This window comes from Kitasatospora sp. NPDC049285 (assembly GCF_040678815.1).
Lineage (GTDB): Bacteria > Actinomycetota > Actinomycetes > Streptomycetales > Streptomycetaceae > Kitasatospora.
Genome location: NZ_JBFAQR010000006.1, coordinates 186,905 through 209,045, shown reverse-complemented (window position 1 = coordinate 209,045; position 22,141 = coordinate 186,905). Strand labels below are relative to the sequence as shown.

Annotated in this window: 20 protein-coding genes; 5 read left to right on the top strand and 15 right to left on the bottom strand. The window is 71.4% G+C overall.

Annotated features, from left to right (window positions below):
- Positions 1-1,190 (bottom strand): MDR family MFS transporter (locus tag AB0K51_RS07120; protein ID WP_363451438.1); only part of this gene is annotated, 1,190 nt, incomplete at its 3' end.
- Positions 1,191-1,502: 312 nt separating this feature from the next.
- Between AB0K51_RS07120 and AB0K51_RS07115 the strand changes: the two genes are divergently transcribed.
- The gene (locus AB0K51_RS07115; protein ID WP_363451404.1) at positions 1,503-2,105 is read left to right on the top strand and encodes a helix-turn-helix domain-containing protein; all 603 of its coding nucleotides are present in this window, start codon (positions 1,503-1,505) and stop codon (positions 2,103-2,105) included.
- A 37-nt stretch (positions 2,106-2,142) separates the two neighbouring features.
- Here AB0K51_RS07115 and AB0K51_RS07110 read toward each other — a convergent pair whose 3' ends face one another.
- Positions 2,143-3,114 carry a M23 family metallopeptidase gene (locus tag AB0K51_RS07110; protein WP_363451401.1) on the bottom strand — a complete coding sequence of 324 codons (972 nt, stop codon included), beginning with the start codon at positions 3,112-3,114 and terminating at the stop codon, positions 2,143-2,145.
- A gap of 341 nt (positions 3,115-3,455) precedes the next feature.
- Here AB0K51_RS07110 and AB0K51_RS07105 point away from each other — a divergent pair, with 341 nt between their 5' ends.
- Complete coding sequence (locus AB0K51_RS07105) at positions 3,456-4,562, top strand: beta-eliminating lyase-related protein (RefSeq protein WP_363451399.1); 1,107 nt, start codon at positions 3,456-3,458, stop codon at positions 4,560-4,562.
- An 89-nt stretch (positions 4,563-4,651) separates the two neighbouring features.
- On the opposite strand, the gene AB0K51_RS07100 is transcribed toward AB0K51_RS07105, so the two are convergent.
- Positions 4,652-6,994 (bottom strand): immune inhibitor A domain-containing protein, encoded by a 2,343-nt coding sequence (locus AB0K51_RS07100; RefSeq protein ID WP_363451397.1) that lies wholly within the window; start codon positions 6,992-6,994, stop codon positions 4,652-4,654.
- Between the two features lie 370 nt (positions 6,995-7,364).
- The gene (locus AB0K51_RS07095; RefSeq protein WP_363451395.1) at positions 7,365-9,884 is read right to left on the bottom strand and encodes an ATP-dependent Clp protease ATP-binding subunit; all 2,520 of its coding nucleotides are present in this window, start codon (positions 9,882-9,884) and stop codon (positions 7,365-7,367) included.
- 467 nt (positions 9,885-10,351) lie between these two features.
- Between AB0K51_RS07095 and AB0K51_RS07090 the strand changes: the two genes are divergently transcribed.
- The gene (locus AB0K51_RS07090; RefSeq protein WP_363451393.1) at positions 10,352-10,813 is read left to right on the top strand and encodes a hypothetical protein; all 462 of its coding nucleotides are present in this window, start codon (positions 10,352-10,354) and stop codon (positions 10,811-10,813) included.
- A gap of 12 nt (positions 10,814-10,825) precedes the next feature.
- Here AB0K51_RS07090 and AB0K51_RS07085 read toward each other — a convergent pair whose 3' ends face one another.
- From AB0K51_RS07085 to AB0K51_RS07055, 7 genes are all read right to left on the bottom strand, one after another.
- Positions 10,826-11,182 carry an Lsr2 family protein gene (locus AB0K51_RS07085; protein WP_363451391.1) on the bottom strand — a complete coding sequence of 119 codons (357 nt, stop codon included), beginning with the start codon at positions 11,180-11,182 and terminating at the stop codon, positions 10,826-10,828.
- A 104-nt stretch (positions 11,183-11,286) separates the two neighbouring features.
- Positions 11,287-11,814 (bottom strand): amino-acid N-acetyltransferase, encoded by a 528-nt coding sequence (locus AB0K51_RS07080; RefSeq protein WP_363451389.1) that lies wholly within the window; start codon positions 11,812-11,814, stop codon positions 11,287-11,289.
- Positions 11,815-11,825: 11 nt separating this feature from the next.
- On the bottom strand, positions 11,826-12,218 hold the full coding sequence (locus tag AB0K51_RS07075; protein WP_363451387.1) for a BlaI/MecI/CopY family transcriptional regulator: 393 nt from the start codon (positions 12,216-12,218) through the stop codon (positions 11,826-11,828).
- 106 nt (positions 12,219-12,324) lie between these two features.
- Positions 12,325-12,477, bottom strand: coding sequence for a hypothetical protein (locus tag AB0K51_RS07070; RefSeq protein ID WP_363451385.1), 153 nt, complete (start codon positions 12,475-12,477; stop codon positions 12,325-12,327).
- A 4-nt stretch (positions 12,478-12,481) separates the two neighbouring features.
- The gene (lysX, locus tag AB0K51_RS07065; protein ID WP_363451384.1) at positions 12,482-14,035 is read right to left on the bottom strand and encodes a bifunctional lysylphosphatidylglycerol synthetase/lysine--tRNA ligase LysX; all 1,554 of its coding nucleotides are present in this window, start codon (positions 14,033-14,035) and stop codon (positions 12,482-12,484) included.
- A gap of 42 nt (positions 14,036-14,077) precedes the next feature.
- Positions 14,078-15,724: a hypothetical protein gene (locus AB0K51_RS07060; RefSeq protein WP_363451382.1), complete on the bottom strand. Its 1,647-nt coding sequence runs from the start codon at positions 15,722-15,724 to the stop codon at positions 14,078-14,080.
- Positions 15,725-15,903: 179 nt separating this feature from the next.
- Positions 15,904-16,614 carry a hypothetical protein gene (locus tag AB0K51_RS07055; RefSeq protein ID WP_363451380.1) on the bottom strand — a complete coding sequence of 237 codons (711 nt, stop codon included), beginning with the start codon at positions 16,612-16,614 and terminating at the stop codon, positions 15,904-15,906.
- A 182-nt stretch (positions 16,615-16,796) separates the two neighbouring features.
- On the opposite strand from AB0K51_RS07055, the gene AB0K51_RS07050 reads away from it, so the two are divergent.
- A complete protein-coding gene (locus tag AB0K51_RS07050) occupies positions 16,797-17,348 on the top strand; it encodes a SigE family RNA polymerase sigma factor (protein WP_363451378.1) in 552 nt (183 codons plus the stop codon).
- 59 nt (positions 17,349-17,407) lie between these two features.
- Positions 17,408-18,211 carry a hypothetical protein gene (locus AB0K51_RS07045; RefSeq protein WP_363451376.1) on the top strand — a complete coding sequence of 268 codons (804 nt, stop codon included), beginning with the start codon at positions 17,408-17,410 and terminating at the stop codon, positions 18,209-18,211.
- 7 nt (positions 18,212-18,218) lie between these two features.
- On the opposite strand, the gene AB0K51_RS07040 is transcribed toward AB0K51_RS07045, so the two are convergent.
- From AB0K51_RS07040 to panD, 4 genes are read right to left on the bottom strand one after another with little or no spacing between them, the layout of a single operon-like run.
- A complete protein-coding gene (locus AB0K51_RS07040; protein ID WP_363451374.1) occupies positions 18,219-19,013 on the bottom strand; it encodes a type III pantothenate kinase in 795 nt (264 codons plus the stop codon).
- 23 nt (positions 19,014-19,036) lie between these two features.
- Positions 19,037-20,008: a carboxylating nicotinate-nucleotide diphosphorylase gene (gene nadC, locus AB0K51_RS07035; RefSeq protein ID WP_363451372.1), complete on the bottom strand. Its 972-nt coding sequence runs from the start codon at positions 20,006-20,008 to the stop codon at positions 19,037-19,039.
- Positions 20,009-20,057: 49 nt separating this feature from the next.
- Positions 20,058-21,674: an L-aspartate oxidase gene (locus AB0K51_RS07030; protein WP_363451370.1), complete on the bottom strand. Its 1,617-nt coding sequence runs from the start codon at positions 21,672-21,674 to the stop codon at positions 20,058-20,060.
- A gap of 16 nt (positions 21,675-21,690) precedes the next feature.
- Positions 21,691-22,140, bottom strand: coding sequence for an aspartate 1-decarboxylase (gene panD / locus AB0K51_RS07025; protein ID WP_363451368.1), 450 nt, complete (start codon positions 22,138-22,140; stop codon positions 21,691-21,693).
- Between the last annotated feature and the right edge of the window lies 1 nt (position 22,141).

The following is a 22,141-nucleotide window of genomic DNA, read 5'->3' as shown; positions in this document are numbered from 1 at the left end:
ACGCCGAAGGAGCCGCCGATGGTGCGGAACAGGGTGGCGGAGGAGGAGGCGACGCCCATGTCCTTGAGGCCGACGCTGTTCTGCGCGACCAGCATGGTGACCTGCATCAGGAAGCCCATGCCGGCGCCGAGGACCACCATGTAGCAGGCGGAGGCGAAGCTGGAGGTGTCCACGGCGAGGGTGGAGAGCAGCAGCGCGCCGCCGGCCATCACCGCGGTGCCGATGATCGGGTAGATCCGGTACTTGCCGGTCTTGGTGATGGCCTGGCCGACGACCAGGGAGATCACCAGCATGCCGAACATCATCGGCATCAGCAGCAGGCCGGAGTTGGTCGCCGAGGCGCCCTGGACGATTTGCTGGTAGGTGGGCAGGAAGGTGACCGCGCCGAACATGGTGAAACCGACGATGAAGCCGATGATCGAGACCATGGTGAAGTTCAGGTTGCGGAACAGGCCCAGCGGGATGACCGGCTCGGCGACCCGCTGCTCGACGTAGCAGAAGCCGATCAGCGAGGCGACGGCGAGGGCGCCGAGGCCGAGGATCTGCTTGGAGCCCCAGGCGTAATCGTGGCCGCCCCAGGTGGTGATCAGGACCATCGAGACGATGCCGATGGTGAGCAGCGCCGAGCCGAAGTAGTCGATCTTCGCGTTGGAGCGGACCTTGGGCAGCTTCAGCACGATGACGATGAAGGCCAGCGCGATCGCACCCAGCGGCAGGTTGACGTAGAAGGTCCAGCGCCAGCTGAGGTGGTCGGTGATGAAGCCGCCGATCAGCGGGCCGCCGATGGTCGCCAGCGCCATGACGGCGGCGAACATGCCCTGGTACTTGCCGCGGTCGCGGGGGGCCACCAGCGCGCCCATGATCGACATCACGCCGACCATCAGACCGCCGGCGCCCAGGCCCTGGACGGCGCGGAAGGCGATCAGCTGGTCCATCGACTGGGAGAGCCCGGACAGCGCCGAGCCCGCCAGGAAGATCGCGATCGAGATCAGGAACGAGCCCTTGCGGCCGTACAGGTCGCCGATCTTGCCCCAGATCGGGGTGGAGGCGGCGGTGGCCAGGGTGTACGAGGTGACCACCCAGGACATGTGCTCGGAGCCGTGCAGCTCGCCGACGATGGTGGGCATCGCGGTGCCGACGATCAGGTTGTCGAGCATGGCCAGCAGCATGGTGATCACCAGGCCGACCATGACCAGGCGGATCTCCTTGTGCGGCCGCTGCTCGAACTCGTCGGCCTTCCCGGGAGCGACTGCCGGCTCCTCTGGAGCGGCCTCGGACTTGGCGGTTGACATCGTGCTTCTCTCCCGGGGCGTGAGGTAGCCGCGGGGCCCCGCGGCTTCACTTACTTGACGACCGGCTAGTGAATCGTCGACCGGCACGGTAAGTTGTTCCCTAGCCGGTCGTCAAGCCAGTTTCAGGGAAGCCGCCCTGGGCAGGGAGAATGCACCGGAAGCGGGTCGTCGTCGCCCGCGCCCCACCGACCGTCAAGGCAGGCCGTCAGGATGACCAGCACCCAGAGCCCGCGCAGCGACACCCGAGCGCGGATCATCGACGTGGCTCTGGAGTTGTTCGCGGAGCACGGGTACGAGAAGACCTCGCTGCGCGAGATCGCCGACCGGCTCGGCGTCACCAAGGCCGCGCTGTACTACCACTTCAAGACCAAGGACGACATCGTCCGCGGCATCGTGGAGAAGATGGCCGCGCCGATCGACGACGCCATCGCCTTCGGCGAGGACAAGCCCTGGTCGCCCGAGCTGCGTGACGAGCTGCTACGCCGCTTCGCGGTCGGGATGGGGGAGCGGGCGCCGCTGCTGCGGTTCTTCCACGAGAACCAGCCCGCGCTGCGGGAGTCCGCGGCCGGGCTGGCGTTCAAGGACCGGATGCTGCGGATGATCACCCTGCTGCACGGGCCGGAGCCGACCTTCCGCGACAAGCTGCGGGCCACCGTCGCGCTGACCGCGGTGCACTCGGCGATGTTCCTGCTGAAGGCGGACCTCTGCGAGGACGGCGAGCACCCGGCCGGCGCCACCTCGCTGAACGAGGCGATGGACGCCGCGCTGGAGGTCGCCCTCGAGGTCGCGGCACGGATCGAGCCGCCCGCGTAAGGACGCGGACGGCTCGGTCGGGAAGCCCGGGGGCGGATCAGAAGTTGGTCGCGCCGTGCTGCTTCAGGTAGGCGATCGGGTCGATCACCGCGGCGTACTTGTTGGCGGTGCGGATCTCGAAGTGCAGGTGCGGGCCGGTCGAGTTGCCGGTGGTGCCGGACTTGCCGATCTGGTCGCCGGCGCCGACGTGCTGCCCGGCCTTCACGCCCAGCTGGGACAGGTGCGCGTACTGGGCGAACCGGCCGTCGGACAGCTTCAGCACGATCTGGTTGCCGTACGCGCCGGCCCAGCCGGAGGAGACCACGGTGGCGTCGCCGACCGCGACCAGCGGCGTGCCGACGGAGACCGCGAAGTCGGTGCCGGTGTGGTAGCCGGCCGCGTACTCGGCGTTGGTCTTGTGGTACGGGTTGCTGATCGACGCGCCCGGGGCGGGCGAGGACCAGGACGGCTTGGCCGGCTCCGGCGCGGGCTGCGCGGCGACCGGTGCGGCGGCGGCCGGCTGCTCGGCGGCGGGCTGCGGGGCGGCCGGCTGCTCGGCGGCGGGCAGCTCGGTGCGCGCGGAGTCCCGGGCGGCGCGGTCGTCCTGCGGCTGCGCGGCGGGCTGCTCGGCGGCCGGGGCGGTGCGGTCCAGGTTGGCGGCGACCGCGACCTCGGCGTGCGGGTGCGCGCCCTTCACCTGGTAGGCGACCGGCGAGCTCAGCTGGACCTCGCCCGGCTGCAGCTGCACGCCCTGCACGGTGAACGCGGAGGCGCCCGGGGTGGTGGGGTGCACGGTCTGCGCGGCGGCGTGCCCGCCGGGGATCAGCAGCGCGCCGACCGCGACCACGGCGGCGCCGCCGGCCAGTGCCTTGCCGGGCGCCTTGCGGGCCGCGGCGAGCCGGGCGGCGCCGGCGCTGCGGACGGAGTCGACGCGCTCGGCGGTGAGCAGGTCGGTGGAGAGCAGGTCGCGGACGTGGCGGGCACTGATCGCCTGGAGAAGCCGGCGGCCGGTGGCGGGGAGAGAACGCATCGGGAGTCGGAACCTCACGGACGGGGCCAGCCCGGGGCCGAGCCGCGGGGACTCGCCGAACTGGTGGAACGACTCCGGTGTAAACGACCTCGGGCCCGGGGCCCAAGAGTGTGACCTACGACGGCGGGTAGTGCGCGGGCCGGTCCGAAGGTCCCCCCGGAGCATCGGACGAAGCGGTCATTCACGCTTCAAACCTCCTATTGCGGGTCGTATGTCGTTCGGGGCCTGTGACCATCACCACCGGACGGCACCCGGTTTGGCGGCGAACCGGCGGGGGTAGGACCGGTTCCCGTACCAGCTGCACCATCCGATCTCCCCCACCCATCGGAGATGATCAGCTGATGAACGACACCACGGTTCAGGAACGCCGCTTCGCCGCCCGCCGACAGGCCGACCGCCTGCTCTCCGGCGGCCGCCCGCAGACCGTCCGCGAGGCGCTGGCCGCCCTCACCGCCCTGGCCGACGACCCGCTGCCGCTCGACGGCCCCACCGACCTCTACGGCGACGGCCTGGTGCGCACCCTGGAGCGGCGCACCGCCGAGCTCCTCGGCAAGCCCGACGCCGCCTACTTCCCGACCGGCACCATGGCCCAGCAGGCCGCCCTGAAGACCTGGGCGGACACCCACGGCCCGACCGTGGCCATGCACCCGCTCTCCCACCCCGAGGTGCACGAGCGCCGCGCCTACGCCCGCCTCAGCGGTCTGCGGACCGTCCCGCAGACCGCCGCCCCGCGCCAGCCCACCGCCGCCGAGCTGGCCGCCCTGGACGAGCCGGTGGACGTCCTGATGCTGGAGCTGCCGCTGCGCGACGCGGGCTTCCTGCTGCCCTCCTGGGAGGAGCTGTCCGCCCTCTACGACGTCGCCGAGGAGCGCGGCTGGCCGGTCCACCTGGACGGCGCCCGGCTGTGGGAGTCCACCGCGCACCTGGGCCGCGGCCTGCCGGAGATCTGCGCCCGGGCCGGCTCGGTCTACGTCTCCTGCTACAAGTCGCTGGGCGGCCACAGCGGCGCCCTGGTGGCCGGCGAGGAGGGGTTCGTCCGCCGGATCAAGGTCTGGCGGCACCGCTACGGCGGCAAGCTGTGGCAGCAGTGGCCCGCCGTGCTGAGCGCGCTGGCCGGGCTGGAGCACGAGCTGCCGCGGCTGGACTCGTACGTGGCGCACGCCAAGGTGGTGGCCGAGGCGCTGGCCGCCGTCCCCGGCGCCCGGGTCAACCCGGAGCCGCCGCACACCCACCAGTTCCAGTTCTGGCTGCCGTACCCGGCCGCGCAGCTGGTCGAGGCCGGGCTGCGGCAGGCCGAGGAGCAGGGCGTGGCGCTGTTCTCCGGCTGGCTGGAGCCGGGCCTGGCGCCCGGCTGGGCGATGACCGAGGTGACGGTGGCCTCCGAGGCCCTCGGGTGGAGCGGCAAGGAGGTCGCCGAGGCGATGGAGGCCTTCCTCTCATTGCTCTGATGCCACGTCAGCATGCCGAAGACCCCCGGAGGTTGGGATACCTCCGGGGGTCTTCGGCGTTCAGTGACGGTGCGTCACCTCACGGTGCGTCACTTCACGGGCTTGACCCGGACCAGCGCCTCGAGCTTGTTCCAGGACTGCCACCAGATCTCGATCTGGGTGTGGGTGTCCGGGACCTGGACGCTGCTGTACGGGTTGGCCGCGTCCCAGTACTTCTGGGTGTGGTCGTTGAAGACCGTCACGCCGCGCTCGCTCGGGATCTTGGTGAGCACGTCGGCCTTGTGCAGCTGCAGGCCGTCGGTGCGCTCGAACCCGAAGGTGGAGTCGTAGCCCTGGAGGCGCGGACGCATCAGGGTGCCGTCGGACCACTTGAGCGCGGTCGGGTGGGCGTCGACCGGGAGGATCAGGCCCTGGCCCGGGTGGTTGGCCACGTTGTTGTCCGTCTGCGAGCCGTCCCACAGCCAGATCAGGACGCCGTTCTGGTTGGCGTAGTGGTCCACCCAGTTCGGCTTGGCGGTCGACCCGAAGACGTACGGACCGCTCTTCAGCATGGCGTCGTACGAGACGTACTGGCGGTTCTCGACCAGGTAGTGCTGGTCGTAGTCCTTGGAGAACTTGCCCGAGATCCGGGAGAAGCCGTCCGCGGTCCAGCCGTTGTCGCCGTTCTCGGCGCCGTCGGTGAACACGGTCGCGCCGTCGGCGGTGATCGCGATCTCGTCCAGGGCCAGGCCCTTGAGGTGGACGCCGCCGTCGGTGGTGTTGTGGAAGCGGAGCTTGACCGCCTTGCCGGCGTAGGCGTCCAGCGAGAAGGACAGGTCGCCCCAGGCGCCGTTGGACGAGCCGTTGATGGCGTTGTCCGGCAGCGCGGTGCCGTTGAAGGTGCCGGCCAGCGCGGTCCAGTTCTTGCCGCCGTCGACGGAGACCTCGGCGTACGCGTAGTCGTAGTCCGTCTCCAGCTCGTACCAGGCCTTCGCGGTCAGCTTGGCCGAGGTCTTGCCGGTCAGGTCCAGGTCACGGGTCACCGAGACGTTCAGGTTGTCGGCGCTGCCGCTCCACCACTCGTTGCCGCCCGCGAACGGGGTGTTGATCTCGGTGGTGACGGTCTTCTTCGGCAGGTCGACCAGCAGGCCCTGCTTGCGCTTGCTGTTGTACTCGGCCGGGCCGAGCAGGTGCAGCGAGTCCTTGCCCGCGGTGGCCTTGTCGAAGTCCAGCCAGCCGAGCTGCAGCTTCGACCAGACGTCGAAGTCGGCGGGCATGTCGCCGATCGAGTCCTTGCCCTCGCCGAGCCAGGAACCCGAGGACATCAGCGACCAGAAGCCGACCGAGTTGTCGATGCCCTGGCCGGAGGTGTCGTACAGGTCCGGCAGGCCCAGGTCGTGGCCGTACTCGTGGGCGAACACGCCCAGGCCGCCGTTCTCCGGCTGCATGGTGTAGTCGCCGACCCACAGGCCGGTGGTGCCGACCGGGGTGCCGCCGAGCTTGTTGTTGTCCGGGCCGGACTTGCCGGCCTGGTTGGCGTACACGTAGGAGCGGTGCGCCCACAGCGCGTCGGTGCCCTGGACACCGCCGCCCGCCGACTGGTCCTCACCGGCGTGGACGATCTGGAAGTGGTCCAGGTAGCCGTCCGGCTCGTTGAAGTTGCCGTCGTGGTTGTAGTCGTACCGGTCCCACTGGTCGTACTGCGCCAGGTCGGCCTTGATGTCCGCGTCGCTGCGGCCCTTGGCCTTCTGGTCGGCGACCCAGGCGTTGATGCCGTCGCGGATCAGGTCCTGCGCGTTGGCGCAGACGTGCTGGCCGCAGTAGTCCGAGCCGTAGCGGGCCTCGTTCCACGGCACCCGCACCCAGTCGGTGACCAGGCCGTCGACCGAGTACCGGCCCGAGGACTGGCGCTCGTAGAAGGTCTTCAGCGAAGGCTTGTCCTTCGCGAAGTACAGGTCCTGGTAGTGCTGCTGGTTGTAGTCGGCCTGCCAGGCGGTGGAGTTGTTGGTGGCGCGGTCCGGTGCGGCGATCTGGTTGCGCGCCGGGCCGGGGGTGCCGCCGTACTTCACCTTGCCGTCAGCGGTCTTGGTGGTGGAGTCCACCTGGTCGCTGAAGTCCACCAGGATGGTGAAGATCTTGTCGGTGCGCTCACGCGAGAGCTCGACGAACTTGTCGCGGCCCAGCTTCACGGCCGTGCTGTCGCCGTGCTTCTCGACCTTGGCGGTGCCGTTGACGACCTGCTCGACGGCGGCCTTCTGCTCGGCCTCCACCTTGTCGGTCAGCGGGCTCAGCAGCTCGCGGGGCACGCTGTCGTTCTGAACAGAGTCGGCCGGGTCCTTCACGACCGGAGTCACCGGCGCGGCGGTGGCCGTACCCGGCAGCAGGCCGGCGCCGAGCGCGGCGGTCACCGCGATGGCAGCCGTGGCTGCGGCAGCCTTCTTGGTTATCTTCAACGTGGTGACGTCCTCCCCTAACCGGCCGGGCTGGTGACCGAACCGGTGAACCAATGCAAGACAGGTGGACGACATTTGACCCAAGGTCCGGTAAAAAAGAAAGACCTTGACCATGGCATGGTCACGCCGCTATGCTCCGGCAACTCAGATCATCTGACGGTACGTCAATCTACCTAATGCGCAAGGGGTTAGCGGCTCGATCGCACCCCAACTCGAGGCGAACCCACCCGTTCGGCCGCCCCAAGGGCCGGATTTCACACCACACGGAAACCTAAACAGTTTTTCAACTGAAGAACCGCCCGTGAAAAAGCCCCGGGCCCCGACCGGTTACGGTCGGGGCCCGGGGCTTGGGCCGTGCTTTGCGGCGCTATTACTTCGTCAGGTCCGGACCGGCCGCCGACACCGCCGCGGGAGTGTCCGCCACCGGGGACTTCTCCTCACCGCGGAAGGTGAACTTGGCTTCCTTGCCCTCGCCCTCCACACCGACCACCACGATGTGGCCGGCCCGCAGCTCACCGAACAGGATCTTCTCGGACAGGTGGTCCTCGATCTCCCGCTGGATCGTGCGGCGCAGCGGACGGGCGCCCAGGATCGGGTCGTAGCCGCGCTTGGCCAGCAGCTTCTTCGCCTCGACGCTGAGCTCCAGGCCCATGTCGCGGTCCTTCAGCCGCTGGTCCACCTTCGCGATCATCAGGTCGACGATCTCGATGATGTTGTCCTCGGACAGCTGGTGGAAGACCACGATGTCGTCGACACGGTTCAGGAACTCCGGGCGGAAGTGCTGCTTCAGCTCGTCGCCGACCTTGGCCTTCATCCGCTCGTAGCCGGTGGCGCTGTCGCCGGTGGCCGCGAAGCCCAGGTTGAAGCCCTTGGAGATGTCCCGGGTGCCGAGGTTGGTGGTCATGATGATGACCGTGTTCTTGAAGTCCACGACCCGGCCCTGGGAGTCGGTCAGGCGACCGTCCTCCAGGATCTGCAGCAGCGAGTTGAAGATGTCCGGGTGGGCCTTCTCGACCTCGTCGAACAGGACCACCGAGAACGGCTTGCGGCGCACCTTCTCGGTGAGCTGGCCGCCCTCCTCGTAGCCCACGTAGCCGGGCGGGGAGCCGAACAGCCGGGAGACGGTGTGCTTCTCCGAGAACTCGGACATGTCCAGCGCGATCAGCGCGTCCTCGTCGCCGAACAGGAACTCCGCCAGCGTCTTGGACAGCTCGGTCTTACCGACGCCGGACGGGCCGGCGAAGATGAACGAACCGCCGGGGCGCTTCGGGTCCTTCAGGCCGGCACGGGTACGGCGGATCGCCTGGGAGAGCGCCTTGATGGCGTCCTCCTGGCCGATGACCCGCTTGTGGAGCTCGTCCTCCATGCGCAGCAGGCGCGAGGACTCCTCCTCGGTCAGCTTGAAGACCGGGATGCCGGTGGCGGTGGCCAGGACCTCGGCGATGAGCTCCTCGTCCACCTCGGCCACGACGTCCATGTCGCCGGCCTTCCACTCCTTCTCCCGCTTGGCCTTCGCCTGCAGCAGCTGCTTCTCGCTGTCGCGCAGGCCGGCGGCCTTCTCGAAGTCCTGCGCGTCGATCGCGGACTCCTTCTCCCGACGCACCTCGGCGATCTTCTCGTCGAACTCGCGCAGGTCCGGCGGCGCGGTCATCCGGCGGATGCGCATCCGGGAACCGGCCTCGTCGATCAGGTCGATCGCCTTGTCCGGCAGGAAGCGGTCCGAGATGTACCGGTCGGCCAGGGTGGCGGCGGCGACCAGGGCGGCGTCCGTGATGGAGACCCGGTGGTGGGCCTCGTAGCGGTCGCGCAGACCCTTCAGGATCTCGATGGTGTGCGGCAGCGACGGCTCGGCGACCTGGATCGGCTGGAAGCGGCGCTCCAGCGCGGCGTCCTTCTCCAGGTGCTTGCGGTACTCGTCCAGCGTGGTGGCACCGATGGTCTGCAGCTCGCCGCGGGCCAGCATCGGCTTCAGGATGCTGGCGGCGTCGATCGCGCCCTCGGCGGCGCCCGCGCCGACCAGGGTGTGCAGCTCGTCGATGAACAGGATGATGTCGCCGCGGGTGCGGATCTCCTTGAGCACCTTCTTCAGGCGCTCCTCGAAGTCACCGCGGTAGCGGGAGCCGGCCACCAGGGCGCCGAGGTCCAGCGTGTAGAGCTGCTTGTCCTTCAGCGTCTCCGGGACCTCGCCCTTGACGATCGCCTGGGCCAGGCCCTCGACGACCGCGGTCTTGCCGACGCCGGGCTCACCGATCAGCACCGGGTTGTTCTTGGTGCGGCGGGACAGCACCTGCATGACCCGCTCGATCTCCTTCTCGCGCCCGATCACCGGGTCGAGCTTGGCCTCGCGGGCGGCCTGGGTCAGGTTGCGGCCGAACTGGTCGAGGACCAGCGAGGTCGACGGGGTGCCCTCGGCGGGGCCGCCGGCGGTCGCCGACTCCTTGCCGCCGCTGGTCTGGTAGCCCGACAGCAGCTGGATCACCTGCTGGCGCACCCGGTTCAGGTCGGCGCCGAGCTTCACCAGGACCTGGGCGGCGACGCCCTCGCCCTCGCGGATCAAGCCGAGCAGGATGTGCTCGGTGCCGATGTAGTTGTGGCCGAGCTGAAGGGCCTCGCGGAGCGACAGCTCCAGCACCTTCTTCGCCCGGGGGGTGAAGGGGATGTGACCGGACGGGGCCTGCTGGCCCTGGCCGATGATCTCCTCGACCTGCTGGCGGACCGCCTCGAGCGAGATGCCGAGGCTCTCCAGCGCCTTTGCGGCGACACCCTCGCCCTCGTGGATCAGGCCCAGGAGGATGTGCTCGGTGCCGATGTAGTTGTGGTTGAGCATCCGGGCTTCTTCCTGTGCCAGGACGACAACCCGCCGCGCGCGGTCGGTGAACCTCTCGAACATCGTTAATCGCTCCTCAGAGCGGTCGGTCAGTTCGGGGGCCGTCCCCGCCCTGTCCTTCCGCATGCTAGTCCCGCTCAGCAGCGCGGCTACGGAACTCCCACGGAGCGGGAGCAACATGCTGCGCGACCAGCCGACACCTTTCCCAACCTGATGCTGGGAGACGGTGTTCCCAGCGGCGGGCCCGATGCACCGGATACCGCTACGCCAACGGCGAACACGTCTCCGGTGGTACCGGGGACCGGTCCCGCCCGGTGCTGCGGCAGGGCTCCATCGACCCCGTCCACCTGCATTCATACCCGGTAATCCGGCGGGTTTCGCGTGGTTTCCGCGGTGGTCCTGTTCGCCTGGCGAGAAGTTCGCCGACCGGGCCCCCGGGGTGACGGATCATCAGGCCGGTCGCGGTTGACGTACCGCCATCCCGGTGGCGGCCGCGTGACCGCCCCGGCCCCTCCAGCGTTGCACAGGTCGTGACCCTGCCGACCACCCCGGCAGTCCGCACCGGCGCGGCGGCCCCCTGGCGCGGATCGGACCGGGTGACCGCGCCGCTACGGCCGGCGCTCGCCGCGCTGGGACGGCTGGACCGGCTCGGCCGACCCACCGGCCCGGTGCTGCGGCACCGCGGCCGGGCCGTCTTCCTGCTCGCCCCCGGCACCGCGGAGGCGGTGCCCGCCCTGCTCTGCTGGCTCGGCTGGGGAGCCGAGCTGCGGCTGCCCATCGAGGCCCGGTGGCCCGCCCCCCACGACGGACGGCCGACGGCGGCGCACCCGGAAACCCCCCGGGTGCCCGCGCCGAGGACGACCGCCGACTGGCTGCGGGTCGGCGCCGTCAGGCCCGTGCTGGACCTGCGCTCGCCCGACCTGCTGCGCCTGCTGGACGCCCTCGCGGACGCCTGCGCGCGGGAGCGGCTGGGCCTGCCGCCCGCGCCCTGAGCCGCGCCCGGATCAGGAGGCGTTGGCCTTCTCGTACGCCTCGCGCACGTTGCTCGGGACCCGGCCGCGGTCGTTGACCTGGTAGCCGTTCTCCTTCGCCCAGTTGCGGATCTTGGCGGTGTCCGGCTGGCCCGCCGCGGCCGCCCGGCCGGTGCTGCGGGTGGTGCCGCCGCGCCGCGGCGCGGTCAGCCGGCCGCTCTGCTTGCGGCCCTTCTCCACGTACGGCGCCAGCAGGTCGCGCAGCTTGTCCGCGTTGTCGCTCTTGAGGTCGATCTCGTAGGCCACGCCGTCGAGGGCGAACGTCACGGTCTCGTCCGCGGAACCACCGTCGAGATCGTCTTCCAGAATGACCTGAACCCTCTGTGCCACGGGCTTCCCTTTCCGCGATAACGATCCATTGCCTGAGGAAAGGAAACCGCCTTTTCCCGGAAAACACAAACCCCCGGTGCGTCCGTGCTGCCCCGGGCAGAGCGTCAGAGCCGGAGCAGCATGCGCGAGTTGCCCAGCGTGTTCGGCTTCACCCGCTCCAGGTCCAGGAACTCGGCGACGCCTTCGTCGTACGAGCGCAGGAGTTCTTCATAGACTTCTGTGGCGACGGCAGCCGGGTCTGCCGTACGATCGTCGTTTTCGCCGATCTCCACGAAGCCGTGTTTCGAGAAGAACGGCACCTCGAACGTCAGGCAGAAAATCCGACGGACGCCGAGCCAGCGCGCGGTCTCCAGCAGCTTCTCCAGCAGGAGATGGCCGATACCGATCCCCGTGCAGACCGGATCGACCGCGAGGGTGCGCACCTCGGCGAGGTCCTCCCACATCACGTGCAGCGCGCCGCAGGCCACCACGCGGCCGTCCTCGTCGCGTTCCGCGACCCAGAACTCCTGGACGGACTCGAACAGTGTGACGGTCGGCTTGTCGAGCAGAATGCCGTCCCGTGAGTAGGCGTCGATGAGCCGCCGGACGGCTCGCACGTCGGTGGTCCGCGCGCGGCGGATGGTGACCTCCATGGCGGGGAACGTTATCGTGCATCGGGCGGCCGGGTCTCCTCGGTATCGACGCCCGCCACCCGCAGGGCGTCCCGAAGGGACTCGCGCTGTTCCGGCGACATCATCCCGAAGAAGTGCACCAGTGCCGCGGCCGGATTGTCACTGGTGGCCCACGCGTCGTTCATCAACGCCGCGGTGTATGCCTCCCGGGAGGAGACCGGCTCATATCTATAGGCGCGCCCGGCGCGCTCCCGGCGCACCCAGCCCTTTCGATAGAGCTTGTCCAGCACCGTCATCACGGTGGTGTACGCGATTTCGCGTTCCGACCGCAGATCCTGCAGAACCTCCCGAACCGTGACCGGGCGGTTCCACTGCCACACCCGGGTCATGATGTCGTTCTCGAGTTCTCCGAGTTGCCGCGCCATAGTGCCGCCCAGGATAGGACCGAAGCGGACAAAAGACGGCAACGGCAAACAAAACGGCGCGCCGTTCCGCCCGGACGGGGGGAACGGCGCGCCGTCGGAAGAGCGCTTATTCGGCCTGCGAACGGGACGCCATCGCCTCTGCGGCGGCGTCCTCCTTGGCCTTCTGCGCGCCGCCCTGGCTACGGATGATGGCCCGCACCAGGAAGGCGAAGCCGACCGCCATGACCAGCGGCGGCACGATCGCGCTGACGTACTCCATCAGTTCACTCCTCGGACTTGTCGTCGGCCGCCGCGGTGGCCTTGGCTTCGGGCTTCACCAGCGGGAAGAGCACCGTCTCGCGGATGTTCTTGCCGGTCAGCAGCATGATCAGGCGGTCCACGCCGAGGCCGAGGCCGCCGGTGGGCGGCATCGCGTACTCCAGGGCGCGCAGGAAGTCCTCGTCCAGCTGCATCGCCTCGACGTCGCCGCCGGCGGCCAGCAGGGACTGCGCGGTGAGCCGGGCGCGCTGCTCGACCGGGTCGACCAGCTCGGAGTAGGCGGTGCCGATCTCGGTGCCGAAGATCACCAGGTCCCACTTCTCCGCGACGCCCGGGATCGAGCGGTGCTGGCGGGTGAGCGGGGAGACCTCGGTCGGGTAGTCCTTGATGAAGGTCGGCTTGATCGCGTTGTGCTCCAGCAGCCGCTCGATCATCTCCAGCACGATCTGGCCGTGGCCCCACTCCTTCTCCCACGGCACGCCCGCGGCGTCGGCGAGCTTGCGCAGCTCCTCGACGGTGGTCTCCGGGGTGACCTCGGTGCCCAGGTGGGCGGAGATGCCCGGGTAGACCGAGACCTCCTGCCACGGCTCGGCCAGGTCGATCTCGTGCTCGGCGCCGTCCGGCCCGACGCCGGTGACCACGGTGGTGCCCAGCGCGTCCCGCGCGGCGTTGACGATGATCGCCCGGATCAGCTCGGCCTGGGTGTCGTAGTCGCCGTACGCCTCGTACGACTCCAGGGCGGTGAACTCCGGGTTGTGGGTGGCGTCCGCGCCCTCGTTGCGGAAGTTGCGGTTGATCTCGAAGACCTTCTCCGCGCCGCCGACCACCAGGCGCTTGAGGTACAGCTCGGTGGCGATGCGCAGGTACAGCTCGATGTCGTACGCGTTGATGTGGGTCTTGAACGGCCGCGCGTTGGCCCCGCCGTGGATCGGCTGGAGCATCGGGGTCTCGACCTCGAGGTAGCCGCGGTCCTCGTAGGTGCGGCGGATCGAGCGGATCACCCGGGTGCGCAGCTGGAGCATCTCGCGCGCCTCGGGGTTGACGATCAGGTCGACGTAGCGCTGGCGGACCCGGGCCTCCGGGTCGGTCAGGCCCTTGTGCTTGTCCGGCAGCGGGCGCAGGCACTTGGCGGTGAGCTCCCAGCGGTCCACCATCACCGACAGCTCGCCGCGCCGGGAGGTGATCACCTCGCCCTCGACGCCGACCTGGTCGCCGAGGTCGATGTCGGTCTTCCAGGCGGCCAGCCGCTCCTCGCCCAGCTTGTCCAGGGAGAGCATCACCTGGAGGTCGCCGGAGCCGTCCCGCAGGGTGGCGAAGCAGAGCTTGCCGCCGGTGCGGGCCAGCATCACCCGGCCGGTGATGCCCGCGCGCTCGCCGGTGGCGGTGTCCGGCTCCAGGTCGGGGTGGGCGGCCCGCAGGTCGGCGATGGTCGAGGTGCGGGGGAAACCGACCGGGTACGGGTCGATGCCGGCCGCCCGGAGCCGGTCCAGCTTCTCGCGCCGGACGCGCATCTGCTCGGGAAGGTCGTCGGTCGCGGGGAGAGTGCTCTGATCGGTCACCCCACCAGGGTAGCCAGGCTGACGGCGCGCTCCGCCACGGGATTACCGGTGCCGCGCCCCGCGGTGCGCGCCGCGCCGGCGCCGCTGGGTGAGGAAGAGGATGACGCCCGAGCCGACGGCGACGGCACCGAGGCCGCCGGCCAGCATCGGGGCGATGCCGGTGGCGCCGGTGGACGCGAGGTCGGAGCCGGGGACGGTGCCGCTCGGGGTGGTCGCGCGGGTGGTGGGCGCCGCGCTGCTCGGGGCGGTGGCGGTGGGGGAGTGCGCCGCGGCGGTGCCCGGCGGGGAGGCCGCTCCGGTCGGCGTGGCGCCGGAGGTCCGGCCGTCGAGGGCGACGGTGGCGGTGTCGTTCGCCTTGTCCGGGTCCCAGGGCTTGCCGCCGTCCCGGCCGTCCTGGCCGATGGACGGCAGGGTCACCACGGCGGAGCCGCCCGCGGCCGGGTCGGCCTCGACGGTGAAGTCGAACAGGACGAAGTAGCCGGACGGGATGACGGAGCCGGTCGCGCAGTCGTAGCGGTCGAGCGAGGCGCTCGGAGCGGGGTCGGCGAGCCGGCAGGCGTCGGGTGCGGCGACCACCCTGGCGGTCTTCGGCAGCTCCACCCGGACGTGGGCGGGCTCGCCGCCGCCGCGCCACCGGATGGCGGCCGGGCCGCTGCTGGTCATGCCGACGGAGAGCTTGCCCTGGCGCTTGGCGGTGTCCGGGGCCCAGGCGCCGAACGCGGCGAAGTCCGCGGAGTTCGCCACCTGCGCGGTGAGCCCGGTGCCGTTGCCCCGGTGGAGGTCGAGCGCGCCGCCCGGCGCGGTCGGGGTCTCGGGCTTGCCGACGGTCAGCCGCGGGCTGCCGGCCGGGCCGGGGGTGAAGTGGTAGCGGCTCAGCGGGCCGGTCCGGTCGGGGGCGGTGGTGTCGACGGCGACGTCCTCGTAGGCGGTGTACGCGGTGGTGTCGACGTGCAGCGCGATCGGGTCGAGGTGGACGCTCTCGCCCGGCGCGACCGTGGAGCCGACGGTGCAGATCACCACCTGGCCGCCGTCGCCGTCGGTGCCGTACTCGCAGTTCGAGAAGCGCGGGGCGAAGGTCAGGTCCATCCCGCCGGTGAAGGTGAAGTACAGCCGGGAGGCCGGGAGTTGGCCCTTGTTGGTGAGGGTGAGGTCGGGCGTCCAGGAGTCGCCGGGCCGCAGGCCGGTGCCGGTCGGGACGGCTGTGAAGGCCAGCCTGCTCCCGCCGAGGGTCACCTTGGTGTCGGAGGCCGTGGTGCCGCTGCCGGCCGCCGCGGTGACGTGCAGGACCGCGGTGGCACCCGCGGTGCCGCCGCCGGCGGGCGCGTACAGCGCGAGCTGCTGGGTGGACGTGCCGTCGACGAGCCAGTGCTGACCGCAGGTCAGCACCTGCATGGCGAGCGTGCAGCCGTCGGGGGTCCGCACCGAGGCGACGCCGGCCAGCGGGGTCAGGTCGACCCTGAACACCGCGCGGGTCGGATGCGTGGTGCCGGGCAGGGTCAGCTTCAGGTCGACGGTGGTGAAGCCGCTGCCGTGGTCCACCGAGGTGGCGGCCGGGTCGACGGCGACCGCGGCGGGGGCGGTGAGGGTCGGGGCCGGGTCGGCCGCGCGGGCCGGTACGGCGGCGCCGCCCAGGGCGAGCGCCGCCAGGGCCGCGGCCGGCCCCAGGGTGCGGGAGCGCGGGATGCACATGGTCTCCCCATGGTGGTCTGTGCGCACAGCTGCGCGCGGCCGACCATAGAGGGAGAAACCGACCGGCGGGAGAACGGGAATCGGACAGTTCGGGGCATGGTCGTTCGTATCGCGGGTGATCTTTACCCAAACGTTGGAAAGCCCCCTCGGGGAGGGGGCTTGGGGGCGGTGACGGTGCGTCAGCCGTCGGTTCCGGTGGCGAGTTCGGGGTGCTCGTCACCGGTGGGCGGTTCGGGGTGCGGAGCGGCCTTCGGGCGGCGGCCGAAGAGTTCCGCCGGGGTCGGCATCCGGCGCGGGCGGGGGCGCTCGGCGGGGGGTTCGGCCTGCGGTTGGGGCTTGGGCTGGTCGCTCATCGGGATCCGTCCTCCAACAGGGGTGGCGGGCTGGGGTTCGGAGGCCGGGCTGGGCACCGCCGTCAGGTGCCGCTGCCCGGAGCCGAGGGAGAGCCGTTCCCGCACCTCCGCCTCGGCGAGCGCGTGGCAGCGCCCGGCGAGCCGCGAGCGGCGGGAGCGCTCCTGCGGGCCGCACGGCTGGCGGGAGAGCGAGCGCAGTGCCGAGAGGTCCTCGGCGGTGGGCAGGTAGCCGTCGGTGACGGCCTCCTCCAGGCGCTCCAGGTAGCCGCCCGCGCTGCCCGGCAGGGCGCCGCGGTAGCGTGCCAGGTCGGCGAGGAGGAAGGCGCGCAGCCGCCCGCCCTCCTGTACGGCCTCGTCGATGGCCTCGGTGAGGCGAAGCGCGTCCTGGACGTCCTCGGCCCACAACTCCCCGGCGGTGGCCGCCGGGAGCCGGTCGGGGAGGGCCGGATGGAGGGCTTGGGCGAGGACACGGCGCAGCACCCGGACTTCGTCGGCGCTGAAGGCCATGCCGCCGCGCGATCCGTGTGGCGTTGGCATGGATCGACAGTACGTGGCGTACGTCCGACTTATGGCGATTGATGACGTGTTTGTCCCGATTGGCCTATGAGAGGCTCATTCGATCCGGAACGCGCCGGGGCCGCACACCCCTGTAACGACACGCCGGGCCATCCGGTCATCCAGGTGTAGGGGAGAACACCGGAACAGGGGAGTCGGACGCGATGGTGACGGACGGTCAGGCGCGATCGGGGCACAACGGCCCGGACGAGGAGTTCAGGGCGTTCGCCGCCGCCCGCGCCGCGGCGCTCTACCGCACCGCCTGCCTGCTCACCGGCGGCGACACCCACCTCGCCGAGGACCTGGTGCAGGACGCGCTCGGCCGGGTCTACCTGCAGTGGCACCGCACCGGCTGGTTCGGCCGCCGCAACCGGATCGACAACCCGGCCGGCTACGCGCACACCGTGCTGGTCCGCGCCTTCCTCACCCACCGCGGCCGGCGCCGCTCGGACGAGCAGCCGACCGCCGAACTCCCCGACACCGCCGCCCCCGACGCCGACCCGGCGCTGCGCCTCACCCTGGTCGACGCGCTCGCCCGGCTCGCCCCGACCGACCGGACGGTGCTGGTGCTCCGCTACTGGGAGGACCGCAGCGTCGAGGAGACCGCGGCGATCCTGAACGCCACGCCCGGCGCGGTGCGCACCCGGGCCTCCCGGGCGCTGACCCGGATCCGCGCCGTCCTCGGCGACGGGCTCGGCACCCTCGCCGACCGCTGATCCGACCGATCGTCAGTTCGCTTTCCACTCCGTTCAGTTCACCGAGAGGATGATCCCGCATGTCCGCAGAAACCCCCGAGCCCGGGCACGAGCAGGCCTTCGCCGACGCGATCGGCCTGGCCGCCGAGTCCTACCGGATCGACCCCCAGCCGCTCGCCGACCTCGGCTGGTCCCGCGGCCGCCGGTTGCGCGCCCGGCGACGCGTCTCGCTGCTGGGCGGCGTCGCCGCGCTCGCCCTGATCGGCGTCGCCGGGGCCGGGGCCATCAGCCTGCCCGGCGGCGGCGGCGGCGCGGTCGGGCCGGGCGCTTCCGGTTCGGCCGCGGCCGCGGTCAGCGGGCCGGAGTTCCAGTCCATGCTGACCGAACTCCTGCCCGCAGGGCAGCTGGTGGAGGTCGGCGAGGCACGCGGGACGGAGAACCCGATCCCGCAGCTGCGGCTGGTCTGGGACGACGGGCACGGCCGCGTGCAGTACCTGTTCTGGATCATGAAGGGCGACGGCGGCCCGACCGCCTGCGATCCCACCGTGATCGCCGGGGACGCCTGCACCGACCGGACCCTGGCCGACGGCACCAAGGTCGTGGTCTACCAGGCCGGCACCCGCCCCGGCGAACCCGCCGGGGCGAAGACCTGGTCGGTGAGCGCCAGCACCGCGGACGGCTACCGGCTGATGCTGCAGGAGTGGAACCGGGTGCCGCTCGCCAACGGCACCCCGGTCACCCGCACCGACCCGCCGCTCGACCAGGAGCGGCTGGTCGCGCTGATCAGCGACCCGCGGTGGAAGCAGGTCGAGCGGTCGGTCCGGGAGGACCGCCCCGAGGACGGACCCGCCGGGATGGTCGGCTCGCCGTCCGCCAAGCCGTGACCCGCCGTCAGGCGGTGGCCGGGCGGTTGCGCTCGAAGATCAGGCGCAGGCCGATCAGGGTCAGCCAGGGCTCGTGGACGTCGATCGAGTCGGCCTCGCCGAGCACCAGCGGGGCCAGTCCGCCGGTGGCGATCACCTGGACGTCGTTGGGGTCGGTGGCCAGTTCCTTGGCCATCCGGTTGACCAGGCCGTCGACCTGGCCGGCGAAGCCGTACAGGATGCCGGACTGCATGCCCTCGACGGTGTTCTTGCCGATCACGTTGCGCGGGCGGGCCAGCTCGATCTTGCGCAGCATCGCGGTGCGGCCGCCGAGCGCGTCCACCGAGATCTCGATGCCGGGGGCGATCGCGCCGCCCACGTAGTCGCCGCGCGCGTTGATCGCGTCGAAGGTGGTGGCGGTGCCGAAGTCCACCACGATGCACGGACCGCCGTACAGGTGGTTGGCGGCCAGCGCGTTCACGATCCGGTCCGCGCCGACCTCCTTCGGGTTGTCCATCAGCACGTGCACCCCGGTCTTCACACCGGGCTCCACGATCACCGCGGGGACGTCGCCGTAGTAACGGCGGGTCACCTCGCGCAGTTCGTGCAGGACGGCCGGCACCGACGAACAGATCGCCAGGCCGGCCACCCGGTCGTCCGCCGAGACGATCGGGTGCGCCCCCATCAAACCCTGGAGCAGTACCGCGAGTTCGTCCGCGGTGCGGCGGGGATCGGTGGAGATCCGCCAGTGCTCGACGATCTCCTCGCCGTCGAACAGGCCGAGCGTGGTCTGGGTGTTGCCGACGTCGATGGTGAGGAGCATGGGGCGCTTTCTGCTTCGAGGGGTCAGGAACTGCGGAGATCCAGGCCGATGTCGAGGATCGGCGAGGAGTGGGTCAGCGCCCCGACTGCGAGGTAGTCGACACCAGTGTCCGCGACCTCGCGCGCCGTGGCCAGGGTCAGTCCGCCGGAGGCCTCCAGCCGGGCCCGGCCCGCCACCAGCTCCACCGCCGCGCGCAGTTGCTCGGTGGTGAAGTTGTCCAGCAGGATCAGGTCCGCGCCGGCGTCCAGCACCGGCGGGATCTGCTCCAGGGTGTCCACCTCGATCTCGATCGGCAGCTCCGGGTACGCGGCGCGGACGGCGGTGAACGCCTCGGCGACACCGCCGGCCGCGACCACGTGGTTGTCCTTCACCAGTGCCGCGTCCGACAGCGCCATCCGGTGGTTGGCGCCGCCGCCGGCCCGCACCGCGAACTTCTCCAGCGCGCGCAGGCCCGGCGTGGTCTTGCGGGTGTCGCGGACCACGGCCTTGGTGCCCGCCAGCGCGTCCGTCCAGGCGCGGGTCGCGGTGGCGATGCCGGACAGGTGGCAGAGCAGGTTCAGCGCGGAACGCTCGGCGGTCAGCAGGTCGCGGGTGCGGCTGCGCACCGAGAGCAGCACCTGGCCGGGCTCGACCAGGTCGCCGTCCTCGACGTGCCGCTCGACCTCGAACTCCTCCTCGCAGACCAGCGAGACGACCGCCTCGGCGACCCGCAGGCCCGCCACGACGCCCTTCTGACGGGCCGTGAAGTCCGCGGTGGCGACGGCCTCGGCGGGCACGGTGGCCACCGAGGTGACGTCCTCGCCGCCGGCCAGGTCCTCGGACAGGGCCATCATCGCCACGTCCTCGACCTCGACGGGGTCCAGCCCGGCCGCCTCCAGCAGCTCCGCCAGCGCGGGGTCGAGACCGGTCTCGTACACCTCGCCGTCGCCGCAGGCACACCCGTCGCCGCAACCGTCGGACTCGGCGGACAGGAGGGGGAGTTCGGAGTGGGACATGAGGGCTGGGCTCCTAGCGGGGAATCGGGGCGCGGGCGGTGACGGGAGGTCAGGCGGGGGTGGAGCGGGTGATGTGGTGCTGCCAGTGGGCGTCGTCGCGGTCCGGGAAGTCCTCGCGCCAGTGGCAGCCGCGGGTCTCCTCGCGGAGGGTCGCGGCGGCGACCAGGGCGGAGGCGACCTGGTGGAGGTTGGTGGACTCCCAGGTCTCGACGGCGGGGTCGGCGGAGTGCCGGGCGTCGGCGAGCGCCGCCAGGCCCTTGGCGGTGGCGGTGAGCGAGTCGGCGGAGCGGATCACGCCCGCGCCGGTCGACATCAGCTGCTGGATCTCGCCACGGGCCTCGGCGGGCAGCAGCGGGACCGGGGTGGCGGCGCTCGCGGCGTCGGTGACCACGGTGCGGGCCGGCAGGTCGCCGGCCGCGTCCCGGGCGGCCAGGTCGGCGGCGATCCGCTCGGCGAACACCAGACCCTCCAGCAGCGAGTTGGAGGCCAGCCGGTTGGCGCCGTGCACACCGGTGCAGGCGACCTCGCCGCAGGCGTACAGGCCCGGGACGGTGGTGCGCCCGTGCAGGTGGTCGGTGCGGACGCCGCCGGAGGCGTGGTGGGCGGCCGGGTAGACCGGGATCGGCTCGGTGACCGGGTCGATGCCGTGCGCCCGGCAGGCGGCCAGGATGGTCGGGAAGCGGTGCTCCCACATCTCGGCGCCGAAGTGCCGCCCGTCCAGGTACACGTGCTGGGTGCCCTGCTCCTGCATCCGGCGGATGATCGCCTTGGCGACGATGTCGCGCGGGGCGAGTTCGGCCAGCTCGTGCTGCCCGACCATGAAGCGCACCCCGTCGGCGTCGACCAGGTGCGCGCCCTCGCCGCGGACCGCCTCGGAGACCAGCGGCTGCTGGCCCTGCGCGTCCGCGCCGAGGAACAGCACGGTCGGGTGGAACTGGACGAACTCCAGGTCGGTGATCTCGGCGCCGGCCCGCAGCGCGAGTGCCACGCCGTCGCCGGTGGAGACCGCCGGGTTGGTGGTGGCGGCGAAGACCTGGCCCATGCCGCCGGTGGCCAGCACCACGGCGCGGGCCAGGATCGCGCCGACGCCGTCGCGCTGGCCCTCGCCCATCACGTGCAGGGTGACGCCGGCGGCGTGGCCGCCGGCGTCGGTGAGCAGGTCCAGCACCAGCGCGTGCTCGATGAGTTCGAGGCCCGGGTCGGCCTCCACCGCGGCGACCAGGGCGCGCTCTATCTCGGCGCCGGTGGCGTCGCCGCCGGCGTGCGCGATCCGGCGGCGGTGGTGGCCGCCCTCGCGGGTCAGGACGATCTCGCCGTCCTCGTCGAGGTCGAACTCGGCGCCGGTCTCGATGAGCCGGCGCACCGCGTCCGGGCCCTCGGTGACCAGCGTCCGGACGGCCTCCTCGTCGCACAGGCCGGCGCCCGCGACCAGGGTGTCCTGCAGGTGCTGCTCGGGGGTGTCGCCCTCGCCCAGGGCGGCGGCGATGCCGCCCTGGGCCCAGCGGGTGGAGCCGTCGTCCAGCACCGCCTTGGTGACCACCATGGCCCGCAGGCCGGCCTTGCGGGCGTTGAGCGCCACGGTGAGTCCGGCCACGCCGGAGCCGACCACGACCACGTCGGTGGTCGTGGTCCAGCCGGGGGCGGGGGCGGTCAGACGGTAGGACATGACTTCAGTCGCTCCTTCAGCGCGCGGCGGCGGTGGCCGTGCCGTTCGAACCACCGTACGCGGCGTCCCCGCGCAGCAGTCCGCTGCCCTCGGGGGCCTCGGCGGCGTCCCCGCCCATGCCGGTGATCCGGTTGTGCTCGTCGACGAAGACGACCTTGGGCAGGTAGCCCTTGGCCTCGGCGGTCTCCATCTGGCCGTAGGCGATCAGGATCACCAGGTCGCCGGGGTGGACCAGGCGGGCGGCGGCGCCGTTGATGCCTATGACGCCGGTGCCGCGCGGACCCGCGATGGTGTAGGTCTCCAGCCGGGCGCCGTTGTTGATGTCGACGATGTGGACCAGCTCGCCGGGGAGCAGGTCCGCGGCGTCGAGCAGGTCCTCGTCGACCGTCACCGACCCGACGTAGTGCAGGTCGGCCTGGGTGACGGTGGCACGGTGGATCTTGGACTTGAGCATGGTGCGGAGCATG

Bases quoted from the DNA above. Each gene is read 5' to 3' on its own strand.
- AB0K51_RS07055 (WP_363451380.1), bottom strand. From the start codon at position 16,614: ATGCCAACGCCACACGGATCGCGCGGCGGCATGGCCTTCAGCGCCGAC.
- AB0K51_RS07050 (WP_363451378.1), top strand. From the start codon at position 16,797: ATGGTGACGGACGGTCAGGCGCGATCGGGGCACAACGGCCCGGACGAG.
- AB0K51_RS07060 (WP_363451382.1), bottom strand. From the start codon at position 15,724: ATGTGCATCCCGCGCTCCCGCACCCTGGGGCCGGCCGCGGCCCTGGCG.
- AB0K51_RS07110 (WP_363451401.1), bottom strand. From the start codon at position 3,114: ATGCGTTCTCTCCCCGCCACCGGCCGCCGGCTTCTCCAGGCGATCAGT.
- AB0K51_RS07030 (WP_363451370.1), bottom strand. From the start codon at position 21,674: ATGTCCTACCGTCTGACCGCCCCCGCCCCCGGCTGGACCACGACCACC.
- nadC (WP_363451372.1), bottom strand. From the start codon at position 20,008: ATGTCCCACTCCGAACTCCCCCTCCTGTCCGCCGAGTCCGACGGTTGC.
- AB0K51_RS07070 (WP_363451385.1), bottom strand. From the start codon at position 12,477: ATGGAGTACGTCAGCGCGATCGTGCCGCCGCTGGTCATGGCGGTCGGC.
- panD (WP_363451368.1), bottom strand. From the start codon at position 22,140: ATGCTCCGCACCATGCTCAAGTCCAAGATCCACCGTGCCACCGTCACC.
- AB0K51_RS07095 (WP_363451395.1), bottom strand. From the start codon at position 9,884: ATGTTCGAGAGGTTCACCGACCGCGCGCGGCGGGTTGTCGTCCTGGCA.
- AB0K51_RS07045 (WP_363451376.1), top strand. From the start codon at position 17,408: ATGTCCGCAGAAACCCCCGAGCCCGGGCACGAGCAGGCCTTCGCCGAC.
- AB0K51_RS07105 (WP_363451399.1), top strand. From the start codon at position 3,456: ATGAACGACACCACGGTTCAGGAACGCCGCTTCGCCGCCCGCCGACAG.
- AB0K51_RS07115 (WP_363451404.1), top strand. From the start codon at position 1,503: ATGACCAGCACCCAGAGCCCGCGCAGCGACACCCGAGCGCGGATCATC.
- AB0K51_RS07080 (WP_363451389.1), bottom strand. From the start codon at position 11,814: ATGGAGGTCACCATCCGCCGCGCGCGGACCACCGACGTGCGAGCCGTC.
- AB0K51_RS07040 (WP_363451374.1), bottom strand. From the start codon at position 19,013: ATGCTCCTCACCATCGACGTCGGCAACACCCAGACCACGCTCGGCCTG.
- AB0K51_RS07075 (WP_363451387.1), bottom strand. From the start codon at position 12,218: ATGGCGCGGCAACTCGGAGAACTCGAGAACGACATCATGACCCGGGTG.